General features: G+C 74.0%; 18 protein-coding genes. 5 read left to right on the forward strand and 13 right to left on the reverse strand.

All coding sequences use genetic code 11. The annotated features are described in order from the left end of the window. Nucleotides 1-54: 54 nt before the first annotated feature. The 3 genes from AB0F71_RS12215 to AB0F71_RS12225 form a co-directional block, all read right to left on the reverse strand. Nucleotides 55-1,311 (reverse strand): cytochrome P450, encoded by a 1,257-nt coding sequence (locus AB0F71_RS12215; protein WP_360231518.1) that lies wholly within the window; start codon nucleotides 1,309-1,311, stop codon nucleotides 55-57. Next, nucleotides 1,308-4,472: an amino acid adenylation domain-containing protein gene (locus tag AB0F71_RS12220; RefSeq protein ID WP_360231805.1), complete on the reverse strand. Its 3,165-nt coding sequence runs from the start codon at nucleotides 4,470-4,472 to the stop codon at nucleotides 1,308-1,310. Before AB0F71_RS12220 ends, AB0F71_RS12215 begins: the two co-directional genes overlap by 4 nt. Before the next feature lie 104 nt (nucleotides 4,473-4,576). Beyond that, nucleotides 4,577-5,140, reverse strand: a complete 564-nt coding sequence (locus AB0F71_RS12225) for a pyridoxamine 5'-phosphate oxidase family protein (RefSeq protein ID WP_360231521.1) — start codon at nucleotides 5,138-5,140, stop codon at nucleotides 4,577-4,579. A gap of 240 nt (nucleotides 5,141-5,380) precedes the next feature. Here AB0F71_RS12225 and AB0F71_RS12230 point away from each other — a divergent pair, with 240 nt between their 5' ends. Continuing rightward, nucleotides 5,381-5,524: a hypothetical protein gene (locus AB0F71_RS12230; RefSeq protein ID WP_360231524.1), complete on the forward strand. Its 144-nt coding sequence runs from the start codon at nucleotides 5,381-5,383 to the stop codon at nucleotides 5,522-5,524. Between the two features lie 45 nt (nucleotides 5,525-5,569). On the opposite strand, the gene AB0F71_RS12235 is transcribed toward AB0F71_RS12230, so the two are convergent. Both AB0F71_RS12235 and AB0F71_RS12240 read right to left on the reverse strand, forming a co-directional pair. Then, nucleotides 5,570-7,414, reverse strand: coding sequence for a glycoside hydrolase family 15 protein (locus AB0F71_RS12235; RefSeq protein ID WP_360231527.1), 1,845 nt, complete (start codon nucleotides 7,412-7,414; stop codon nucleotides 5,570-5,572). A 224-nt stretch (nucleotides 7,415-7,638) separates the two neighbouring features. Continuing rightward, a complete protein-coding gene (locus AB0F71_RS12240) occupies nucleotides 7,639-7,851 on the reverse strand; it encodes a hypothetical protein (protein WP_360231530.1) in 213 nt (70 codons plus the stop codon). A gap of 249 nt (nucleotides 7,852-8,100) precedes the next feature. On the opposite strand from AB0F71_RS12240, the gene AB0F71_RS12245 reads away from it, so the two are divergent. Together AB0F71_RS12245 and AB0F71_RS12250 are read left to right on the forward strand one after the other, a co-directional pair. After that, entirely contained in the window at nucleotides 8,101-8,538 is a 438-nt protein-coding gene (locus tag AB0F71_RS12245; RefSeq protein ID WP_360231533.1) for a PPOX class F420-dependent oxidoreductase, read from the forward strand. Nucleotides 8,539-8,750: 212 nt separating this feature from the next. Next, nucleotides 8,751-9,317 carry a hypothetical protein gene (locus AB0F71_RS12250; RefSeq protein ID WP_360231536.1) on the forward strand — a complete coding sequence of 189 codons (567 nt, stop codon included), beginning with the start codon at nucleotides 8,751-8,753 and terminating at the stop codon, nucleotides 9,315-9,317. Between the two features lie 98 nt (nucleotides 9,318-9,415). On the opposite strand, the gene AB0F71_RS12255 is transcribed toward AB0F71_RS12250, so the two are convergent. The 7 genes from AB0F71_RS12255 to AB0F71_RS12285 all read right to left on the reverse strand — a co-directional run bounded on the left by AB0F71_RS12255 (nucleotide 9,416) and on the right by AB0F71_RS12285 (nucleotide 17,408). Continuing rightward, nucleotides 9,416-9,910: a ricin-type beta-trefoil lectin domain protein gene (locus AB0F71_RS12255; RefSeq protein WP_360231539.1), complete on the reverse strand. Its 495-nt coding sequence runs from the start codon at nucleotides 9,908-9,910 to the stop codon at nucleotides 9,416-9,418. Nucleotides 9,911-10,032: 122 nt separating this feature from the next. Then, complete coding sequence (locus tag AB0F71_RS12260) at nucleotides 10,033-11,163, reverse strand: hypothetical protein (protein WP_360231542.1); 1,131 nt, start codon at nucleotides 11,161-11,163, stop codon at nucleotides 10,033-10,035. A 282-nt stretch (nucleotides 11,164-11,445) separates the two neighbouring features. Beyond that, a complete protein-coding gene (locus AB0F71_RS12265) occupies nucleotides 11,446-14,283 on the reverse strand; it encodes a hypothetical protein (RefSeq protein ID WP_360231545.1) in 2,838 nt (945 codons plus the stop codon). Nucleotides 14,284-14,292: 9 nt separating this feature from the next. Continuing rightward, nucleotides 14,293-14,514, reverse strand: coding sequence for a hypothetical protein (locus AB0F71_RS12270; RefSeq protein WP_360231548.1), 222 nt, complete (start codon nucleotides 14,512-14,514; stop codon nucleotides 14,293-14,295). Between the two features lie 636 nt (nucleotides 14,515-15,150). Continuing rightward, entirely contained in the window at nucleotides 15,151-16,035 is an 885-nt protein-coding gene (locus AB0F71_RS12275; protein WP_360231551.1) for a DUF4184 family protein, read from the reverse strand. Between the two features lie 156 nt (nucleotides 16,036-16,191). Continuing rightward, a complete protein-coding gene (locus AB0F71_RS12280; RefSeq protein ID WP_360231554.1) occupies nucleotides 16,192-17,085 on the reverse strand; it encodes a hypothetical protein in 894 nt (297 codons plus the stop codon). Further along, nucleotides 17,082-17,408, reverse strand: a complete 327-nt coding sequence (locus tag AB0F71_RS12285; protein ID WP_360231557.1) for a PadR family transcriptional regulator — start codon at nucleotides 17,406-17,408, stop codon at nucleotides 17,082-17,084. The genes AB0F71_RS12280 and AB0F71_RS12285 overlap by 4 nt, the downstream gene beginning before the upstream one ends. 268 nt (nucleotides 17,409-17,676) lie before the next feature. Here AB0F71_RS12285 and AB0F71_RS12290 point away from each other — a divergent pair, with 268 nt between their 5' ends. Then, a complete protein-coding gene (locus AB0F71_RS12290; protein WP_360231807.1) occupies nucleotides 17,677-18,876 on the forward strand; it encodes a M20 family metallopeptidase in 1,200 nt (399 codons plus the stop codon). A gap of 266 nt (nucleotides 18,877-19,142) precedes the next feature. Beyond that, a complete protein-coding gene (locus tag AB0F71_RS12295; RefSeq protein WP_360231560.1) occupies nucleotides 19,143-20,879 on the forward strand; it encodes a putative Ig domain-containing protein in 1,737 nt (578 codons plus the stop codon). 258 nt (nucleotides 20,880-21,137) lie between these two features. On the opposite strand, the gene AB0F71_RS12300 is transcribed toward AB0F71_RS12295, so the two are convergent. Further along, nucleotides 21,138-21,821 carry a hypothetical protein gene (locus tag AB0F71_RS12300; protein ID WP_360231563.1) on the reverse strand — a complete coding sequence of 228 codons (684 nt, stop codon included), beginning with the start codon at nucleotides 21,819-21,821 and terminating at the stop codon, nucleotides 21,138-21,140. Nucleotides 21,822-21,832: the final 11 nt, after the last annotated feature.

Consider the following 21,832-nt stretch of genomic DNA (forward strand, 5'->3'; position numbering starts at 1 on the left):
ATCGGGGTTCGGGGCGGTGCCGTGGAGCGGGGGTGCGCGGCGGGGGTGCCGCCGTCACCAGCGCACCGGCAGCCGGGCGGGCGCGCGCAGCGGGGTGGTCTCGTCCCAGGGCAGCGACTCGGCGGGCTCGGCGAGCTCGATGCCGGGCAGCTTCTCCAGCAACACCTGGATCACCACGGCCAGTTGCATCCGGCTCAGGTGCGCGCCGGTGCAGGCGTGCGGGCCATGGCCGAAGGCGAGGTGCGGGTTGGGCGTACGGGAGAGGTCGAGGCGGTCGGGGTCGGTGAACGCCCCGGGGTCGCGGTTGGCGGAGGCGGGCACCGGCACGACCGCGTCCCCGGCCCGGATCAGCTGCCCGTGGAGGGTGAGGTCCTCCTCCGCGACGAGGATGTTGATCGCGTTCATCAGCGGTACGTGGCGCAGCAGTTCGTCCACGGCGGTGGCGATCCCGGCGGGTTCCTCGCGCAGCCGGCGGAGCTGGTCGGGGTGGGTGAGGAGGGTGAGCAGGGCGTTCCCGGTGTGCTGCATGTTGGTCTTGTAGCCGGCCATCAGCATGGTTACGACGAAGCTCACCACGTCGTCCCTGACCAGCTCGCTGCCGGAGCGGCGGGTCTCGGCGAGCAGCAGCCGGATGTAGTCCCCGTCCTGGGGCGCTCCTCCCCCCTCTTCTTCCTCCTCTTCTTCCTCCTTGCGAGTGATCAGCTCCGAGGCGTAGTCCTGGAGGGCGTACAGCGCGGTGAGGATCTCGTCCATCGTCAGCCCGGCGGCACTGAGCAGGGTGAGGGTGTGCGGGAGGTAGCGGTCGCGGTCCTCGTGCGGGAGGCCGATGGTCTCGCACAGCACGCGCAGCGGCAGCGGTTCGACGTAGCCGGCCACCAGGTCGGCCGTGCGGTCGGGCGAGCCGGCCGTCATGGCGTCGATCAGCTCCTCCGCGATGGCGCGGATCCGGGGTCGCATGAACTCCAGGCGCCCACGGCCGAACAGCGGCAGGACGGCGCGCCGCACCCGCTCGTGGTGCTCACCCCGCATCTCCAGGAAGGTCGGCAGGCACGGCGGCGGGGCGTCGTCGCCCTCGACGGGCGGCCAGGCGGACAGCAGGGGCCGCACCAGCCTCGGGTCGGCGAAGGCGGCGCGGGCGTCCGCGTAGCGGCTGAGCAGCCACGCCGTCTCGCCGTTGGGCAACTGCGCCTGGACGACGGGCTGTTCGGCGCGCAGCCGGGCGTACTCGCAGGGCGGTCCGGCGGTGCCGGGTGTCACCTCGGGGACGGGCATCGGGGTGGGGATCTGGGCGGGGACGGCGGTGTCGGTCATCGGGTGCCCTCCCGGACGGCGGCGGTGACGGCGGCGGCGGGGCCGGTGGCGGAGCCGGTGGCGGTGGCGGAGCCGGTGGCGGTGGCGGAGCCGGCGGTGGGCCGCTGGAGGTAGCCGGAGGCGAAGAAGTACTCCAGGTACCGGTCCAGCAGGGCGGAGTCGACCGGCGGGCAGTGCAGTCCGCTGTCCGCCAGGGCGGCTTCGGCGTTGTGCCGGCCGAGCACCGGGAAGGTGCCCTCGAAGTAGAGCTCCTTGACGGACATGTCGGCGGTGCGGCTGCGGTCCACGCACAGCGACACGAAGGGCGCGGTGGCGCTCGTGGGGTTCTCGGCGACGTGACGGACCAGCTCGTCGACCCAGTGCGGGTAGGGCAGCGTGCGCACCGCGCAGCCGGCCGCGCGCATCCGGTCGATGACGTCCGACAGCATCGCGGGGCGGGGGTTGGTGAGGTGGTAGGTACGGCCGTCGGCGTCCCGACGGGTGGCGATGTGGACGACGGCCTCGGCGAGGTGGTCGACCGGGACGAAGTCCATCGGCAGGGCGATGTCCGGGGCCAGCCCGGTCTCGGCGATCGTCCGGAACAGCGAGCAGATCGCGGTCTCGGTGTTGCTCACGCCGCTCACCTGGTCCCCCGTCACCTCGTACGGGCGGTGGACGGCCACCGGCAGTCCCTGCTCGGCGGCCCGGCGCAGCACCCCTTCGGCGACCCACTTGCTCTCGGCGTAGCCCATCGTCAGCCCGTCGGCGTGGGCCAGGGGGGCGTCCTCGGCGACCTCGCGCACCCCGGCCGCCCCGGCGCCGGCCACGACGGCGACGGTCGACAGGAAGTGGACCGGGACGCGGCGGGGCGCGGCAAGGCGAACGATCTCGCGGGTGCCGTCCACATTGGGGGCGCGCAGCTGCTCGTACGGGTAGAGGAAGTTGACCTGGGCCCCGTTGTGGACGATCAGGTCCAGGCGGGCGGCCAGCTCGGCGCGCCGCTCGGCCGACAGCCCGAGTCCGGGCTCGGCGAGGTCGGCGGGGAAGCACTCCAGCCGCTGCCGGTCGGCCTCGTCGAGGTGCAGGCCGTAGCGGGCGAGGGCGGTGCGCACGCGCTGTTCGGCGTGGGCGGGGCTCGCGGCGCGGACGGGGCAGTGGATCCGGGCGGTGGTGCGGCGCAGCAGGGTGGTCAGCAGGAAGGCGCCGACGAAGCCGGAGGCGCCGGTGAGCAGGACGTGCGCCGGGTCCCGGGGGCGGGGCGCGGGGCCCTGGGCGGGCGGGAGGCGGAAGCCGAGTTCGGCCTCCCGGACGAAGTCGACGGTGCTCTGCCCGGCGTCGCTCGGGGAACCGTCGCGGGCGGCCCGGACGGCCTCGGTGAAGCGCGCGAGGGTGGGGGCGGTGAGCAGCGCCCGGATGAGGGTGGAGCTGAGTGCGGCGTCGAGGCCGAGGGCGGCGAGGGTGCGGGTGACGGCCTCCGAGGCGAGCAGGGAGTCGCCGCCGAGGTGGAAGAAGTCGTCCTCGGGGGCGGGCCGGGTGCGCAGCACCTGCTGCCAGATCCCGGCGAGGAGGCCGGCGAGCCCTTCGGCCGGCTGCTGGTGCGGTATCCGGTCCGCGGTGGCGGCGCTGGCAGCGGTGGTGGCGGTAGCGGCGGCGGCGGTGGCGCGCAGGCGTTTGCGGTCCACCTTGCCGCCGCTGGTCACCGGGAAGCGGTCGAGGGCGACCAGCACGGGCACGGCCTGCGGCGGCAGCCAGCGGGCGCAGTAGCCGCGCAGTTCGGGCAGCGGCAGGGGCTCCGCCGGGGCAGTGGGGGTGATGTAGGCGGTCAGCGCCTCGCCGTCGGTCTCGACGACGGCCTCGGCCACGGCGGGGTGGGCCCGCAGCCGGGCCTCCACCTCGTCCAGTTCGATCCGCGCGCCGCGCAGCTTGACCTGGCGGTCCGCGCGCCCGCGGTACTCCAGCAGGCCGTCGGCGGTGCGGACGACCCGGTCGCCGGTGCGGTAGAGGCGGCCGCCGGGTTCGACCTGGGGCAGCCGGACGAACCGCTGCGCGGTCAGCTGCTCGTCGCCCGGATAGCCGAGGGCCAGGCCCTCCCCGCCGACGTACAGCTCGCCCTCCTCGCCCGGCGCCGCGGGCGTGCCGTCGGCGCGCAGCACATGGCAGGTGGTGCCGGCGTACGGGCGGCCGATCGGGACACCGGCGGCGTCCTCGGGCAGCGGGCGGACGACGTGGGCGGTGGAGACCACCGAGTTCTCGGTCGGGCCGTAGAAGTTGACCACGGTGGTGCCGGGGCAGGCGGCCAGGACGGCGTTCGCCAGGCGCGGGTCCATCGCCTCGCCGCCGGCCGAGACGAACCGCAGGCCCGCCATCGCCTGCGGGCGGGTCCGGGCGAGCAGGTGGAAGACGCTCGTGGTCAGGTAGGCGACGGTGACGCCCCGGCTGCGCAGCAGGTGTTCCAGCGCGGTCGGCGAGAGGAGTTCCTCGCGGTCGGCGATCACCAGGCAGGCGCCGGTCAGGAGGGCGCCCCAGATCTCGATGGTCGAGGCGTCCGAGGAGAGGCCGTAGCCGTGCAGGATCCGGTCGCCCGGCCCGGGCGGGGGCAGTTCGCGGTCGGCCAGGACGAGTCGGGCGACTCCCCGGTGCGGGATCGCCACCGGCTTGGGGCGGCCGGTCGTACCGGAGGTGAAGGCGACGTAGGCGCAGTCACCGGGCGCCGACAGGACGCCGGTGGTCCGGACGGGCGCCGGCGCAGAGTCCCCGTCGTCGACGGCCGGGATGCTCACCCGCAGGCCGCGGACCCGGCGTTCGGTGCCGGGCAGGGTGACGGCGGCGCGCAGCCCGGCGTCCTCGGCCATGGCGCGCAGGCGGGCCGGGGGCAGGTCGTCGTCCAGCGGGACGTAGGCGCAGCCGGCCTTGAGGATGCCCAGCAGGGCGATCAGTGCTTCCGGGGAGCGGCTGCCGCACACGCCGACGGGCTCACCGGGGGTGATGCCCGCGGCCAGCAGCCGGGCGGCCAGCGCGGTCGATCCGGCGTCCAACTGGCCGTAGCTGAGGGTGCGGTCGCGGTGGCGGACCGCCGGTGCGCCCGGGCGGGCGGCCGCCTGCCGGGCGAAGAGCTCCGGGAGGGTGAGGTCCTGCGGCCGGTCGGCGCGGGAGGCGCGGGCCGCCGCGGGGCGGGGGGGCAGGGAGGTGGAGCGGGCGCGACGAAACGTCGATGTCGGTCATGGATCCTTCTCAGGAGGTGGCTCCGTCGGCCGCGGCTGCGGGCCGGTGCCGACGGCACGCCAGGTCAGTCCGCGCTGTCGGCGGCGGGTTCGGCGGGCCGGACGGGTTCGGCGGGCCGGGTGGGTTCGGTGGGCCGGGGCGGTTCGGCGGAGTCGGCCGCCGGGTGGGCGGGCTCGGTGAAGTCGGCGGCGAAGGCCGAGAAGTCGGCGGTCCGCCAGCGCTGCGGGCGCAGCCGGAACAGGATGTCGTCCTTGAGCTGGTCGGCGGTGGCATCGAGGTAGCCGCGGGCCTCGTCCGGGTCCAGGTAGCGGTGGGCCAGGGCGTCCCGGACGGCCGGCGGCACCGGGTCCTCGACGGTGACGACCGGCCCTTCGACGCTCACGTACCGGTAGGGCCGCCGCTCGTCCTGCACGCAGAGGCTGAACCGGCCCGCGGCGCACAGCAGTCGGCCCTTTACCGTCTCGCGCCCCGTCTGGACGAGGATCTCGCCCCCGGGCTCATAGCCGTACCAGACCGGCACGCACAGGGGCGCCCGGTCGCCTTCTCTGGGGTCCGCGACGCTCAGCACCCCGACTCGGCGGTCGGCGAGGAAGGTCTCCCGGGCGTTCTGCGACATGGTGGGCAGCATGAGTCAATCCCCTTTGTTCATAAGGACGTTGAGACCTGCAGCAGCTGCTCGTCAGCCGTGGTCATGGCGGACGGCGCGTCACTTGCCCGCAGGATGGGACGACGACCACTCGATCATGTGGACGCGTCACGGGAGGCGACGGCGGGCCATCAATGCTCCGGCAGCCCGTTCGTCTCCGTAGGAACAGCATGGCGCTACTGGCACGTACAGTGACGGAGAGATCACGCTACTGTCGTGAACATGCCACTCAGTGGCCGGAACTGCACCACCACCCCCGTCCGCACCCCCGTCGACCCACCGCGACCCGGCCGCCTCCTGGCGCACGGCCCCCGCGAGGGCGAGGGCTCCCTGACCATGGTCGCCGACCTTCGGAGCCGTCCCTGACGCGCTGACCGGGCGGCCTCCCTCCCCCGATCCTCGACCGCGCCCTCAGCCGAGGGCGCGGTCGAGGTTGAAGGCCGCGCTGATCAGTGAGAGGTGGGTGAACGCCTGCGGGAAGTTGCCGAGTTGCTCGCCGGTGCGGCCGATCTCCTCGGCGTAGAGGCCGAGGTGGTTGCCGTAGGTGAGCATCTTCTCGAAGGCCAGCCGGGCCTCCTCCAGGCGGCCGGCCCGGGTGAGCGCCTCGACGTACCAGAAGGAGCAGATCGAGAAGGTGCCCTCGGTGCCGTGCAGGCCGTCCGGGCTGGCCGCCGGGTCGTAGCGGTAGACCAGCGAGTCGGAGACCAGGTCCCGGGTGAGGGCGTCCAGGGTCGCCAGCCACTTGGGGTCGGTGGGCGAGACGAACTTGGCCATCGGCATCATCAGCACCGAGGCGTCCAGCACGTCGGCGCCCAGGGACTGGACGAACGCCCCGCGTTCGGCGGACCAGCCCTCCCGCATGATCTGCCGGTAGATCGCGTCCCGGTTCCGCAGCCAGCGGCCGAGGTCCGCGGGCAGGCCGCGCCGGTTGGCCATCCGGATCGCCCGCTCGATCGCCACCCAGCACATCAGCCGCGAGTAGACGAAGTCCCGTCGGCCGCCCCTGGTCTCCCAGATGCCCTCGTCGGGCTGGTCCCAGTGGTCGCAGAGCCAGTCCACGACGGCCCCGACCTCGTCCCAGTGGGCGCTGCTGATCGGCTGCCCCCACTTGTCGTGCAGGTAGACGGAGTCGATCAGCGCCCCGTAGATGTCCAGTTGGAGCTGGTGGGTGGCGTCGTTCCCGACCCGCACCGGCGCCGAGCCCAGGTGCCCTTCGAGGTGGTCCAGTTCGGACTCGGGCAGGTCCTTGCGCCCGTCGATGCCGTACATGATCTGCAGCGGGCCGGACGGGCCGGCGCCCCGCATGATCCCCTGCTCCGACAGGAAGCCCATGAACGCCTCGGCCTCCGAGGTGAAGCCCAGGCGGAGCATGGCGTAGACGCAGAAGGCCGCGTCGCGCACCCACACGTACCGGTAGTCCCAGTTGCGTTCGCCGCCGACCCGCTCGGGCAGGCTGGTCGTCGGCGCGGCCACGATCGCGCCGGTCGGCGCGTAGGTGAGCAGCTTCAACACCAGCGCGGAGCGGTGCACCATCTCCCGCCACCGGCCGCGGTAGCGCGAGCGGCTCAGCCAGTTGCTCCAGAACCGGACGGTCGCCTCGAACTGCGCCTGCGCCTCGGCGTGCGGGCAGGCCCGCGGGCGCACGTCCTCGCCGATCCGGTCCAGCGCGAACACCACGGACTCGCCCTCCAGGAGCTTGAAGTGCGAGCGGACGTCCCGGCCGTCGCCCTCCAGCGGCGCGGTCGACGTCAGTGCCAGGGTCATCGACGGGGCCTCGAAGACCGCCTCGCCGGACCGCACCCGCACCGTGTGCGGCTCCGCTCCGTAACCGAAGCGGGGTGCGATCCGCGCCGCGAACGGCAGCGTCCCGCGCACGCACACCACCCGACGGATCAGCCGGTGCCGGGAGGCCTCGCGGGACTCGTCGACGACCGGCATGAAGTCCTGGATCTCCGCCACGCCGTCGGCCGCGTAGAACCGCGTGATCAGCACATTGGTGTCGGGGAAGTAGAACTGCCGCGTCCGGGCCGGCACGTCGGCGGCCAGCTCGAACGACCCGCCCCGCTCGGCGTCCAGGATGGACCCGAACACACTGGGCGCGTCGAACCGCGGGCAGCAGTACCAGTCGATGGTGCCGTCCGTCCCCACCAGGGCGGCGGTGCGGAGGTCCCCGATCAACCCGTGCTCGGCGATCGGCAGATAGCGCGCTCCGCCCCCTCCCCCTCCCCCTCCTACGGATCCGGTCCCGAACTCCATGCCGGCCTCCCTACCGTTTCAGCGAGGGAAGGTACGGGCCTCAGCAGACCTCGCCTCTCATGGTAGATCGCTCGGGCGTTCGACGCGGCGGGCCGGGGGGCCGCCCGGCAGCCGGGCCGGGCAGCGGCGGCGGCGCCCCCGTCGTGCCGCCGATCAGGTCCGGCGCCGCGCGGTCACCGGCTGCGACGCACCGGTCGCCGCTCCCCCGGCACGGCCACCGTCCGTCACGGGCCGGTGTGCCAGGACGGGCAGGCGGGCTCGTGCCAGGTGGTGCGGACGGCCCGGCCGCTCCGGGTCAGGTGTTCGCTGGACCAGGTACGGCAGCACCGGCCGCCCGGTGGAGCCGGAACCGGCTGCCGCACGGGCCGGGCCTGGACGGCGGACGCGGGCGCGGTGGAACGGCGGCGGTGGCGGCGGCTGGTTCCGGGTGTCGTCATGTCGCAGGCTCTGCCCACCGGGCCGCCCCACCGAACCCCGCGCTCACCCGAACGGCGTAATCCGTGCGCTCTCGGCGAAGCTCCCGGGCTCGGGGTCAGGTTCCCAGCTGATGCCAGGCGTGCCCGCTCCCGTCCCCGCCGGTCGCCCGGGCCTGGCCACTCATTTACGGGCGGCTCGCTACGCTGAGGCGGCATCAGGTGGGCGGTGTCCGTCGGGGACCGCCGCGGAACGACGTAAGAGGACGGCCGGTGGGCATCTGGACCGAGGACCTCCGGGCGCGGCTGGCGCAGCCGTGGATCTGGTTCGTGGCGACGACCGGGGTGGACGGCGCCCCGCACGTCACGCCGATGTGGGTCGGCCTGGAGGGTGAACGGGTGTACTTCAACACCTCCATCGGCCGGATCAAGGAGCGCAACCTGCGGCACGACCCCCGGGTGTGCCTCTCCGGCTCCGACCCGGCCGATCCCTACGACCGCGTCCAGATCCACGGCCGGGCCGTCGAGTTCGTGACCGGGGAGCAGGCCGACCGGCAGATGGACCGACTCGCCCACAAGTACCTCGGCGTCGAGGAGTACGGCTGGCGCATCCCCGGCGAGCGGCGGGTCACCGTGTTCATCGAGCCCACCCGGATCCGCCGGGTCGTCGGGGTCGAACCGCTGCCGGCCGCCGCCCGGGCCGCCGACTGACCTCGCCCGCGTCAGCGGCAGCACTGGCGCCGGAACAGGTGCCGGGACAGGTGGTGGCCGCCGCCCGGCCGTCCCGGCCACTGCCCGAGAGGGCGAGCCTCGGGGCATCGAGTTGACGTGATCGTTCGTACTCGGGAGCATGTGTGGCCGCGTACGTGCGCGGGTGTGCGCAGGTGTGCGCGGGCCGGTTCTCTGGGATGTGATGTGGGGTCATGACGTTGGTGATGTCCGGGCGGGGCGTGGCGAGGACGGGGCTGGTCCTCGGAGCAGCGCTGGTGCTGGCGGTCGGCGCGACCGGCGGGGGTGACCGGGCGTCAGCGGTCCCGCTCGGGTCGGGCACGGTGGTCCGGCCCGCCGCCGAGCCGGCCGATGTCCGGATCACGGAGGGCGAGGTCGGCGAGGTGGGGCCGCGCGGGACGATCACCTACCCGTCGGTGACCAGCTGCCTGGTCGTCACCGTCCTGCTGCGGGACGGCGGCAAGGTCGGCGGCCATGCGAGCCTGTTCCAGGTCCCGGGGAAGTACAGCTCGGACGAGATCCTCCCCGCCATCAGGCGGGCCGTCGGCCACCGGCCGGTGCAGGCCGTCGATGTCAGCGGGGCCGTCGGGGCCTGGAACCCGTCGTACTTCCGGAAGGCCATCGAGCGGTACACCGACACGGCCCCGCCCGGACCGACCGGCGACGCGCAGGGGATCGGCGACGCGGTGGCCCGCCTGCTGGGCCAGCCGCGCGGGAAGGTCACCGTCCAGGACCTGCCGGACGGCGACATCACGAGGTGAAACGCGGCCGACCGCCCGGCCCCGAGGGCCGAGCGGTCGGAACCGGCACCGGTCCCGTCAGTACGAGGCGTGGTTGCTTTCCGGTCCCGGCCCGCGCTCTACTGCGTCAGGTACCAGCTCTGGTACGGGTTGTTGGTGTTGCAGCCCTCCTCGTGGAAGAGGTAGGGGCTGTTGTTGCCGTTGTCCAGGCAGGAGCGCACGGCGAAGTTGAAGAACTGGGTGCCGTACGCACCGTTGGTCATCGCCCAGATCTGGTACGGGTCCTTGTCGTCGCACGACTTCATCTGCACCGTGCCGGCGCTCATGGCCCGTATGCAGCGGCCGCTGCTGTCGTTGCGGAGCTGGACGTTCGGGTAGCCCGTGTCGGGCGCGGCTGACGCGACCTTCCAGCGGAGGTTGGCCGCGCCGGTGCTGTAGGTGGTCGAGGACAGCTCGTAGCTGCCGTACACGCTCCCGAGGTGGTGGTCGATGAACTGGACACTGCCGATGACCAGGTTGTCCTGGTTGTAGTAGGCGTTCGCCGTTCCCGACGTGCCGATCACCGTGACGAGCGCGGCCGCCAGGCCGAGCACAGCCGTGTACCGGTACCTCATTCGTTGCCCCCAGTCGGTGGGAATCGCCGTCGTCGGCGCGGGGTCCATCCTCACCGCGGCCCGTCCCGCCCGACCACGACGTTCACCCGACGTTGACCCGACACTTCCGCTGGGGGAGGCCGTCAGCGCGGTCCGTGCGGCGACCAGGGGCCGGCCAGCAGCCGTTCGGCCTCTGCCACGATCGCGGCGCCGAGCTCTTCGAACGTGCGGATCCGCTCGCCCGTCGGGCCGTCACACCCCACGTCCAGGGTCACCAGAGGCCACAGTGCGCGGGGCCGGCCGAGCGCGCCCCAGCCGCCGTGGGCGATGACCTCGGCGCCGACCGTGGGTGCCGTACCGCCGTTCACGATCAGCCGGAGCCACCAGTGGACGAGCTCCCGACGAGCCGCCTCCCACGGGTGGCCGGTGTCCTTGCCGGGGAGTCCGGCGGTGAGGCCCAGTTCGGCGAGCACCCGGTCGAAGAGCTCGGGAGCCCGCCCTCGGTCGCCGTACGGCAGGCCGGCGAGCAGCGGCAGGGACGGCGCCTCGACGCCAAGCGCCTCCGCCGTCAGCCCGGTCCGGACGAGCTGGTCCTCGTCCACCCTGCGGCCGATCAGGCGTTCCAGGGCGAGCATCCGCAGGTGCTCGACCGCTTCCCGCGCGGTGACGGCGTAGGGATCGTGCGGGGTGGTGAAGGTCGTCTCCCCGTCGACGAAGTACGACCAGAAGGCGACGGTCGTACGCACTCGGGACAGCGTGCCGGGCCGACCGGTGAACTCGTTCCGGACGTAGTGGGCGAGGTCGTTCCCGTAGTACATGAGGTCGGTCTGGTGGACCGACAGCACCGGGTGGCCCGACTCGCCCGCCGTTCCCGGCAGGTAGCGGTGGCCGTAGACCGGGACCAGCTGCGGGACAGTCGCCAGCTCGGCCCGCGCGATCCGCAGCGCCTCCCGGGTCCCGTCCGGCTTCGGCCCCCACAACGGGTGCCAAAAGCCGTTGTGCTCGACATCGAACAGCACGCCCTCGACCGGCGCGGTCAGCCGGGCCCGCAGGTCGTCGGGGTCGCCGTGCCGCCAGTCCGGCCAGCACCGGGACCCATGCGGGAGGCCGGCGGCCAGGAAGGTCCGGTGGTCGGCGGCGAACCGGAAGCCGAACCGGGCCTCCACGTCATCGAGTTCCCGCTCGCCGAGGCCCGGCCCGATCTCGGCGTGGAGGCGCCGCTGGAGCTCCCCGGCGGCTTCGAGGGTCAGTGTCGGGGGCGGCGCGGGAACCATTCGCACAGCCTAGCGGCCCGGTACGGCCCTCGCTTAAGTAGTCGCCTAGTGAAGGTCAGGAGTTGATAGTGCCAAGGCAATTCCTCTGCTGTCTATGCGCCTCACCACCGGCGACTTTTACCAGCAAAAGCTGACATACCAGGGCACGCAGCTTGCTCACATTCCTGAGACATGTCATTTCTCTGATTACCCCGGTAATCAACCCCCGGAACGGCCCGGAATCACTGGGGTGAAGTAACTCGTGAGGTTCGCAGGGGAGTCCGGCCGTGGCGTGGCCGAGAATCACCGGACCGGCGGGATGCCCAGCCGGGCCTCCAGTCGGGCCACGTGCCGGAGGGAGTACCTGCTGCCGAGCTCCGCGGACCGCCGGTACCAGGCCAGCGCCTCCGGGAGCCGGCCGGCCTCGCGGAGCAGGTCGCCCAGCTCGCGCAGCGCCCGGCGATCGCCGTTGTCGACCCGGCCCGCCAGCCACGCGTAGGCGTCGTCGAGCCGCCCCGCGTCCCAGAGCATCCAGACGGCCTCCCGGTAGGCGTCCCGGATCCGGCTGTCGGCCGCCCTCGCGTACCAGGTCAGCGCCGTGTCGATCCGTCCGGCCTCCTGGTGGAGGGCGGCGATGTGCAGCAGCGCGGAGTCGTCCCCGTGCCGGGAGGCCTCCCGGTACCAGTGCAGCGCCCGGGCCGGCTGCTTCCCCAACCGGTAGAGCGCGGCCGCCTGGTGCATGGCCAGCACGTCGGACAGCTCCGCCGCCCGCAGGTAGTACGGCAGGGCGCCGTCGAGGTCGCCCTCGGCCTTCAACAGGTCGGCCAGCGGCCGCAGGGCCACCTTGTCCCCGCCGCGCACGGCGCGCCGGTACCAGTCGATCGCCTCCTCGACCCGGTCCGCGGCCTGCAGGTGCTCCGCCGCCTCGCGCAGCGCGGTGGTGTCGCCGGCGGCCACCGCCTCCTCGTAGGAGCGCAGTCCGCCCTCCCGGTCACCGGTGGTCCAGCGCAGGTGCGCGGCCTCGCGGTACGCCTTCTCGTCGCCGTCCCGCGCCCGGCCCTGCAACCACGCCAGGGCCTCGGGCGCCCGGCCGTGGCGGCGCAGCACCGCCGCCGCCGAGCGCAGCGCCTGGCTCTTGCCACCCGTCTGGGCGGCGCGCTGGTAGAGGGTGATCGCCTCCTCGTCCTGCCCGTCGTGCTCCAGCTGGCGGGCCGCCTCCAGGGCGGCGTGGGTGTCGCCGGCGTCGGCGCGTTCGCGCAGCCAGGAGATCGCCTCGGCCAGGTCGCCGCTCTCGCTGAGCAGGCTCGCCGCCGACCGGACGGCCTGGCTGTCACCGGCCTCCGCCGCGGCCTGGTACCAGGCCACCGCCTCCCGCGGCCGACCGGTCTCGTGCAGGAGCCGCGCCCCCACCACGAGCGTGTCGGTGTCCCTCGTGGTCACGGCCGTGTGGAAGGAGTACGCGTTGACCACGGGGTGGGCGCCGTGGTTGCTGGCCAGGAACTGCACGGCCGTCTCCTTGGCGGTGGCCTGGGCCAGCGACAGCCGGGGGTCCCGGTGCGCCAGCGCGGCCAGCCCGAGCAGCTCACTGCCCGTCAGGGAGTTGGGGACGTTGACGCCCGCCTCCTCGATCAGCATCAGGGCGGCGGCGTTCGGGGGGTCCTCGCTCCCCTCCCCGGTCAGCATCCGGGCGGAGTCGGAGACCGTCCCGATCACCAGGACCGGGGCCCGGCGGGTGTCGGACAGCGCCTGCCTGATCTCGTCGTGGATCCGCTGGGCCGTCACCCCCTGGGCGGCGTCCAGGTAGCGGTCGATCCGGTCCAGCCACACCACCGTCCTGGGCCCGGCCCCCGCCAGCGCCTGGAGCACCTGCCCGGTGTCGGAGGGGTTGGCCGGGTACCACAGCCGCCAGTCGGCGGGCAGCGACCGCACGGCCTCCCAGCAGCTGCGCGTCTTGCCGGTCGACGGTTCACCGCGCGCGATGACGATGCCGCTGTGCCCGCCGACCCCCATCCGCACCACGTCCAGCAGCGCCCGGTCGTGCAGCCGGTCCACGTACGGGGTCAGGGTCGGCAGGGTGTCGGGCATGTCCGGGAACGCGAAGGTCGGACGGACCCCGAGGGCGATCGGATCGAGCAGGTCCGCGACGGCGTGCCCGTACGGGGGCTCCGCCGCCGCCGCGATCCACAGGTTCCGGGCGCGCACGGCGGCCTCCCCCGCCCCGACCCCCGCCATCCGGGCCAGCACCGACGCCACCGCCACCGCGTCGTGCGGGTTGGGCGGCAGCTGGGGCGAGCGCAGCAGCCGGCGGATGCTGTCCCGCTCCGGTGCGGCGGCGAGCGAGTCGTCCAGCCGGACGGCGCCCGCGATGTCGGCCAGGGACGGCGCGCCGGCCGAGAGGTACAGGTCGTGCAGGGCGTCCTTGAGGTCGCGCAGCGGCCCCGGCGGCGCCCACGGACGGGTCAGTAACCGCGGGCGCCGCCGCCCCTCCCCGGCCGACGGCGCGCGCCCGCGCGCCGCCGTCGGATGCCCCGGCCCGACGGCGGGCACCGCCCTGCCGCTCCCCTCCTGCACGCGGTGCCATGCCTCGGCCCACACCCGGACCGGGTAGCCGGCGGCCGGTGACCCCGGATAGTCCGCGATCACCCGCATGAAGGCGCAGAACGTCCGCAACTGCGGTCCGCCGGGCGAGCGCAGCGCGTCGCTGACCGTACTGCGGGAGAGCTGTTCGCCGAGCCGCGCCGCCCGCGCCTCCAGCTCGCGCAGCGACGGGCGGCCGCACGCCTTCCGCGCGATCCGCATGGCCTCACCGAGCTGGTGGGGCTCCACCAGGGCGTCCGGTTCGGGCCAGGCGTCGGCACCGTCGGCCAGGGCGTCCGCCGCCGACTGGTTCGCGGGCGTCTCCTGCCACAGCCTGGCGGCCTTGCGCAGCTCCGACGGCCGTCCGCCGCAGGCCCGTACGTAGGCCTCCACGACGGGCCAACTCGGCTTGGAAGAACCGGAGTCCGCGCGGGAGAAGGTCGCGACGGAGTAGGGTTCCATGGCCTCGTAGGTCTTGCCGCTGCGCTCCCGCAGGCCGCGCAGGTAGACGGCGAGCCGTTTCGCGAACGCACCGTCCGGCACCGCCTTCTTGTGCCGTCCCATGCCGCACGCTCACCTGCGCCGGCGTCCGCGGGCGACGGCGGCGACCAGCCTTCTGGTCAGCTCGGCCGCGGCGAAGACCGCTGCGCTCGACAGGGCGATGATCGTCTCGGTGGACACCCCGGCCAGGGCGAGCACGACGACCGCGGTCAGAACACCCAACGCCAGGACGACGACCGGAACGGGCAGCACACTGCTGCCCGCCGCCGTCCGCCGCGGACGCGGCACACTCATACGAAGTCCCTAAAATCGAAATGACGTTCAATCGAGTCTTGAAGACCCGGGCCGGAGATTGCAGCTCCCGCCCAGCACCCGGCGTTCATTCTCGGGTACGACGAGCCTCGTGATTTCCCCGAACGGCCCAAGCGGCATTCCTCTCTGAAAGAACATCGCATGATCAACGGAGGTATCCGCAGCTCGCGGCCACTGGGAGCGCCCCCGCACACGCCGGATCGCGCCCCTGTCCGGGTTTTCCTCCCCGACGAACGCCACTCCCGGTATTTCTTGCGCAGCAGTCCGGAACCCGCCGCAACAATCTCGCCCGGCGGAACGGGAAAAGGCCCAGGTCATCCGCCGCCGACCCGGGCGGCTCCACCGCAGCCGCCACCGCTCCGTCCGGCTCCGCAGCACGCAACTGGGCGTTCCGGTCGCGCTCCCCGCCAGCCTTGAACCCGAAGTCCCGGTCGCGAGCAATCGACACCCAGGGACCACGGCCGCCCTCCGATGCAGCGGAGCCGGCCACCGTCCGGACCCAGCGTCCGGCCCTTCGGGGGCGCCCGGTGGGCGCCCCCGAAACGTCGAACGGCAGCGAAGTCCTGCCTGGCAGACGGGAGTTGCCGACCCGTCGGGCGGCAGGACGGCCCGTCGCGCTCAGGCCGTGGTACCGGCCTGTGCGGCGCCCGTGCGGCCGCGCAGCGCGACGGCCGCGTGGCGGGCCCACCAGGCGGCGGTGTACAGCGCCAGGGCGGCGATCAGGCCCGCGCCCGCGCCCTTCGCCGCGTCGGAGAGCACACCTTCGAGCAGGGCGTCCAGCGGCCGCCCGCCGGCCACCGCCTGCGGGCCGGCCAGCCACCACCAGGCGTGCGCAACGGCCCCGGTGGCCGTGCACAGGGCCAGCGCGAGCAGGACGTGGCGGCGCCGGCCCGCGATGGCGGCCAGGCCGCCGGTGATACGCAGCCGGGCCCGTCGGCGCCAGCCGAAGACGGCGATGGCGGCCAGGCCGCCGATGGTGCTGGCGTGCTGCAGGGCCCGCGCCCAGCTGAGGCTGCCGGCCAGGGTGGTGTTCAGCCAGGGCGCGCGGGTGACCACGAAGCCGTCGAAGTGGGTGAAGGAGTCCCAGACCAGGTGGGTGGCGAGGCCGATCAGCGCGGACAGCAGGACCCACCCGGCCCGCCGCACCACCGCCCCGGCCATACCGGGTGCACCAGGCGTTCCGGCCGTACCGGGCGCTCCGACCGTCGGCGCGGCGGGCGACGGAAGCGGCAGCAGCGCGGCGAGCGGCCGCCGCCCGGCCAGCAGGAGCGCCCACAGCGCGAGGGTGTACGGCAGGCCGACGGTGAGGGCGCCGGGCAGGGTGTGGGTGGTGGTGGCGTTGGCGAAGGGCTCGTACCAGGACTGGGCGCTGACCGGCAGTCCGGTGGCGACCAGGAAGTACGGCAGGTCCGGCGCGACGGCCCCGGCCACCAGCGCGGCCCGGCTGAACGGCGTGCGCAGCAGGGGCAGGACGGCTGCCGGGTGGGACAGGGTGAACGGCATGGGCATCCTCTCGCGCGGGCCTGCCGGATCCGGTGGAGCCGACGGTCCGATAGTCCGTTGAACGGAATGCTACGTCAAACGGAGTAACACGAGCGCGACGAACCCCGCCGCTCGGCCGGTACGGGCCCTACCGGCCGCTCGGCGGGGTCGGATCGTTCAGCGCGGGGCCCGGCCCAGGCGCCCGGCGAGCGGGACGGCCGCCAGGGCTGCCGTCAGGACGGTCGCCAGGGCGGCGAGCGCGGTCGGATCGCCCCACGCCACCGTGCCGGCCTGGGCGAGCAGCGGCGGGCAGGCCAGGGCCAGCGCGGCCAGTTCGCGGGTGCCCCGGGAGCCGTTGCGCCAGGCCGTCACCGCCGCGGCCGCGGCGAGCACCAGCAGCGGCCAGCACCCGTAGTCGGTGCTGACCCAGGGCACGGCGTGCGCGGCCACGGCCGCCAGGGGTACCAGCACCAGCGCGACCGCCACCCCGGCGGTGCCCGCCCGGCCGGCCGCCAGGGCCTCCGTACGCCGGTCCGGCGGGCAGCCGAGCAGCGCGGCCGCCGCCAGCACGGCGGCGGCCGGGCCGGCGACCGGGTCGCCGAACGCCGGACCGCTGGCCACGGCGGACGCGGCGAAGGCGAGCAGCCCGGCCACGGTGCAGGGCACGCCCGCCCGCCACCGTCCGGCCAGGGCGGCCGCCGCCCCCGCGAACACCAGCAGCGAGGAGACCAGCAACGCGCCCCACACCCCGGACAGGTCGGACCGGAGCTGCAGCCCCCAGGGGGTCGGCGAGGCGGCCACGCCGGCGTACCAGCGCAGCAGGTGCAGTCCGCAGGCGGCGGCCGAGGCGGCCAGGACGAGCGGGTACGCCGTCCCGAGCACCCGCGCGGCGGCGGAGCCCGGCCCCAGCCCCGCACGCAGCCGCAGCGCGTGCCCCGCCAGTTCCGCCGTGTCCCGCAGGCGCGTGCCCAGCGGCTCGCCGGCGGTCATCTCACGGTAGGTCGCGGCGATCTCCGCGCCGTGGGCGCGCCGGTAGGCGGCGGGGTAGAGGCGCAGCAGGTGGTCGATCATGTGCCGGTCGCCGCCGGGCGGGCGGCGGACAGCCGGCGGGTGGCCTCCCGGGCCGTCGCGGCCAGCCGTTCGGCCTCCGCGGCCAGCCGCTCGCGGCCGGACGGGGAGAGGGTGAAGATCCGTCGGGCCCGGCCGTCGACGACCTCCTCGCGTTCGACCTCGATCAGGCCGTCCGCCAGCAGGCGGTCCAGGGCCCCGTACAGGGCCCCGGTGCGCAGGGCGACCCGACCGTCGGTCATCGCCTTGATCTCCTGGGCGATGGCGTAGCCGTGCCGGGGGGCGTCCGCGAGGGCGGTCAGGACCATCACAGTGGGTTCTTGCATCACACGCTCACTCACCCCATGAAGATAGTCACTCCGTCGGACCATCTCAACGCACCCGGAGGTCGGCCACACCCCGGACCACCTCCCGTGGTATCCGGAGCGGATTCCCGGCTGTCCCGTGTGCCGGGCCGGACCGGGGTGGGCAACCTCCGATCATGGCACCAGCCGCCCCGGGCTCCCCCGGGCCGTCCACCCCTGGAGGTCCCCCGTGTCCGACCTGCCCAGCGCCACCCCCGGCGCGCCCGCCGCACCGTGGGAGCGGCTCGACCTGTCCGAACTACTTCGCTCGGCCGCCCGCCTGCAACCCGAACTCGCGGAGCTCCGCCGGGATTTGCACCGCCATCCGGAGCTCGAACTGGACCTCCCCCGGACCCAGGCCCGGCTGCTCGCCGCGCTCGACGGCCTCCCCCTGGAAATCTCCCTCGGCAAGGGACTGAGCTCGATCACCGCCGTCCTGCGCGGCGGCCGACCGGGCCCGAACGTGCTGCTGCGGGCCGACATGGACGCGCTGCCGGTGCAGGAGGGCACCGAGCTGCCGTACGCCTCCGAGGCCCCCGGAGTGATGCACGCCTGCGGGCACGACCTGCACATGGCCGCGCTGGTCGGCGCGGCCCGGCTGCTGTGCGAGCGGCGCGCGGAGCTGGCCGGGAACGTGGTCCTGATGTTCCAGCCGGGCGAGGAGGGGGCGGACGGCGCCCGGCTGATGGTCGAGGCGGGCGTGCTGGACGCGGCCGGGGAACGGGTGGTGGCCGCCTACGCCCTGCACGTGGCCGCCGCCATCCTGCCCAACGGGGTGGTCGCCACCCGTCCCGGGCCGGTGCTCGCCGCCTCCGACACCCTGCGGGCCACCCTGCACGGGCGCGGTGGGCACGGCTCCAGCCCGCACTCGGCGCTCGACCCCGTCCCGGCGCTCTGCGAAACGGTCCTGGCGCTCCAGTCGATGGTGACCCGCCGGATCGACGCCTTCGACCCGGTGGTGCTCACCGTGGGCACGCTCGGCGCCGGTACGGCGGCCAACGTGATCCCCGACGAGGCGCGCTTCGAGGCCACCATCCGCTCCGTCTCGCCGCGTTCGCGCGAGCTGGTGCGCACCGAGGCCCTGCGGGTGGTGCACGGGATCGCGGCAGCCCACGGGCTGGAGGTGGCGGCCGAGGTGGAACCCGGCTACCCGGTGACCGTCAACGACCCGGTGGAGACGGAGTTCGCGTCCGGCCTGGCGGCCCGGCTGTTCGGGTCGGGGCGGTACCTGGAGATGCCCCAACCGATCGCCGGCTCGGAGGACTTCGGCGTCCTGGGCGAACTGGTCCCGTCGGCGTACCTGCTGCTCGGTGCCGTCCCGGCCGACGGGCGGGACCCGTTCACCGCGCCCTACAACCACTCCCCGGAGGCCGAGTTCGACGACGGCGTGCTCGGCGACGGCGCCGCACTGCTGGCGGGCCTGGCCCTGGGGCGGCTGGCCCGGGGGTAGCGAGTCCGCTCACCGGAGCCCCGTCCCCGCGGCCCTTGCCTGAGCCCTCGTTAAAGGCTTCGGCAAGGGCCGCGCCCCGGGCGCGGAGGTCCGGTGGCCCAGCCGTGTCGCAGCTGTGCAGACTTCCGCCGAAAGGCCCGACGGCGCACTGATGAGCCGTTTCGTCGCGTTCCGTTCAAGCTCCGATTACCCCATCATGGGACGGTGCCACTGCGCCTACGCGCGTAGCTCTCCCCTGCATCCCCACAAGCCAAGGGACTTGACCCATGCTCAGACGCGTCAACGCGACACGCCCGCTCGCCCTGGGCGCCGCCGTCCTGACCGTGCTCGCCGTCGCGAGCACCGCCCCCCACCCCGCCGCCGCAGCCACCACCGCGGCCACGAGGACGGCCACCGCCTCCGCGACCACCACCACCCAGCACCGCGTCCTGTTCGACAACAGCAAGGCGGAGACCGCCGGCAACGCGGACTGGATCATCAGCACCAGCCAGCCGGACCCGCTCGCCGAGAACGCCGCCCCGCAGTCCGAGACCGACTGGACCGGCGCCATCTCCAGCTGGGGCGTCGCCCTCCAGAAGACCGGCCAGTACAGCCTCAAGACCCTGCCGAGCGGCTCCGCCATCACCTACGGCACCGGTGGCGCGCTGGACCTCGCCAACTTCGACGAGTTCGTCCTGCCCGAGCCCAACGTCCGGCTCAGCGACGCCGAGAAGACCGCGGTCATGACGTTCGTCCAGAACGGCGGCGGCCTGTTCCTGATCTCCGACCACACCGGCAGCGACCGCAACAACGACGGCTGGGACTCCCCCGCCGTCATCAACGACCTGATGACCGCCAACTCGGTCAACAGCAAGGACCCGTTCGGGCTCTCCGTCGACCTGCTCAACATCCAGACCGACAACCCGACCGCCGTCAACGACGCCACCGACCCCGTCCTGCACGGCCCCTTCGGCACCGTCACCGGCAGTATCATCCGCAACGGCACCACCTTCACCCTCAAGCCCGCCGACAACCCCGCCGTCAAGGGCATCGTCTACCGCACCGGCTACTCCGGCACCACCGGCGCCTTCTTCGCCACCAGCGGCTTCGGCAAGGGCCGGGTCGCCATCTGGGGCGACAGCTCCGCCATCGACGACGGCACCGGCGAGCCCGGCAAGACCGTCTACAACGGCTGGAACGACCCGGCCGGCACCGACGCCGCCCTCGGCCTCAACGCCACCGCCTGGCTCGCCGCCGGCGGCAGCGGCAGCACCACGGGCAGCGTCACCCTCACCAACCCCGGCGCCCGCACCGCCACCGCCGGCACCGCCACCAGCCTCCAGCTCTCCGCCACCGACACCGCCGGGGGCACCCTGGGCTACAGCGCCTCCGGCCTGCCCGCCGGCCTGAGCGTCAACGCCACGACCGGCCTGATCAGCGGCACGCCGACCACCGCCGGGACGTACTCCGTGACGGCCACCGCGACCGACTCCACCGGCCCGTCCTCCTCCGTCACCTTCACCTGGACCGTCCAGCCCACCGGCGGCGGCACCGGCTGCACCGCCGCCCAGCTGCTCACCAACCCCGGCTTCGAGGCCGGTTCGACGACCGGCTGGACGGAGACCAACACCAGCGGCACCAGCACCGTCAACAGCAGCTCCAGCGAGCCGCCGCACTCCGGCAGCTACGACGCCTGGCTCGACGGGTACGGCAGCACCAACACCGACACCCTCGCCCAGACCGTGACCCTCCCGGCCGGCTGCAACACCTACACGTTCAGCTTCTGGCTGCACATCGACACCGCCGCCAGCAGCACCACCGCCTTCGACAAGCTGACCGTGACCGCCAACGGGACCACCCTGGCGACCTACTCCAACGTCAACGCGGCCACCGGCTACCAGCAGCACAGCTTCAACCTGTCCGGCTACGCCGGCCAGAGCGTGACCCTCAAGTTCTCCGGCGCCGAGGACTACACCAAGCAGACCTCCTTCGTCCTCGACGACACCGCCGTCAACGTCTCCTGAGCCACGGCCGGTCGCCCTCCCCGCCGGATGAGGAGGGCGACCGGCGCGCCCCGCCACCACCCTCGGCTGGGCGGCGATCAGGACATCGTCACTCCGTACGAACTGCTTTACGAACAGGGCGAGTTGGCACACGGCCCGGAGATCGTGATCGTCCCCGGGGCGGCGCACTCGGTGCAGAACCGGGCGGCCGACCCGGTCGGACGGCAGGCGGTCTACGACTTCCTGCTCAGGTCGCCGGAGCGGCGCGGAGCCGCCGGCCTACCCCTCCGACGGCAGGTCCGGCACGGTCGGCACGCCCGGCGCGCTCTGCACGGGCAGGTCGAGGGCCCGGGCGAGGGCGGCGATGACGGGGGCCCGATGAACGGGCGGCAGGTACTGCCGGGCCCAGTCGGCGGCCAGCCCGAGGAAGTCGGCCAGATCCCGTTCGACCCCGGCGAGCAGCCCACCCAGGTCCGCGACGGGCAGCACGATCACCGGACTGTCGGGCTCGTCGGCGTTGACCGTGAGCCGGACGGTGCGGCCGAACCGCTCCGCGACCGGGGAGACCGGCTCGTGCCCGTAGCCGACCAGCCCGCCGTGCTCCGCCAGCCCGTGCCAGTCCCGCCAGTCCTCCAGGCCGTCGCAGCAGCCGGGCTGGAACACGATGCCGGTGGCCCGGTCGGTGACCCGCAGCCCGCCCGCCGCGTACACGTCCTCGACGGTCAGCAGTCCGTACAGGAAGGAGCCCAGCGGGTCGGCCGGCCGGGGCGGCCGCTCGCCCTCGGGATCGAGGTCGGGACCGCTGCCGTTGCAGCGGGCGACCAGCAGCACCGCCGTCCCGACCTCGGCGGGCGACAGCCCTCCGTCGAGGGCGAGGAACTCGGCGGACCCGGTGTCGGCGACGGGCCAGAGGTCGAAGTCGTCCAGGGGGCGCGCCTCCAGGACGGGCTGCATCACGATCATCCGGCCGAGTC

The sequence above is a fragment of the Kitasatospora sp. NPDC028055 genome, assembly GCF_040637885.1.
GTDB lineage: Bacteria > Actinomycetota > Actinomycetes > Streptomycetales > Streptomycetaceae > Kitasatospora.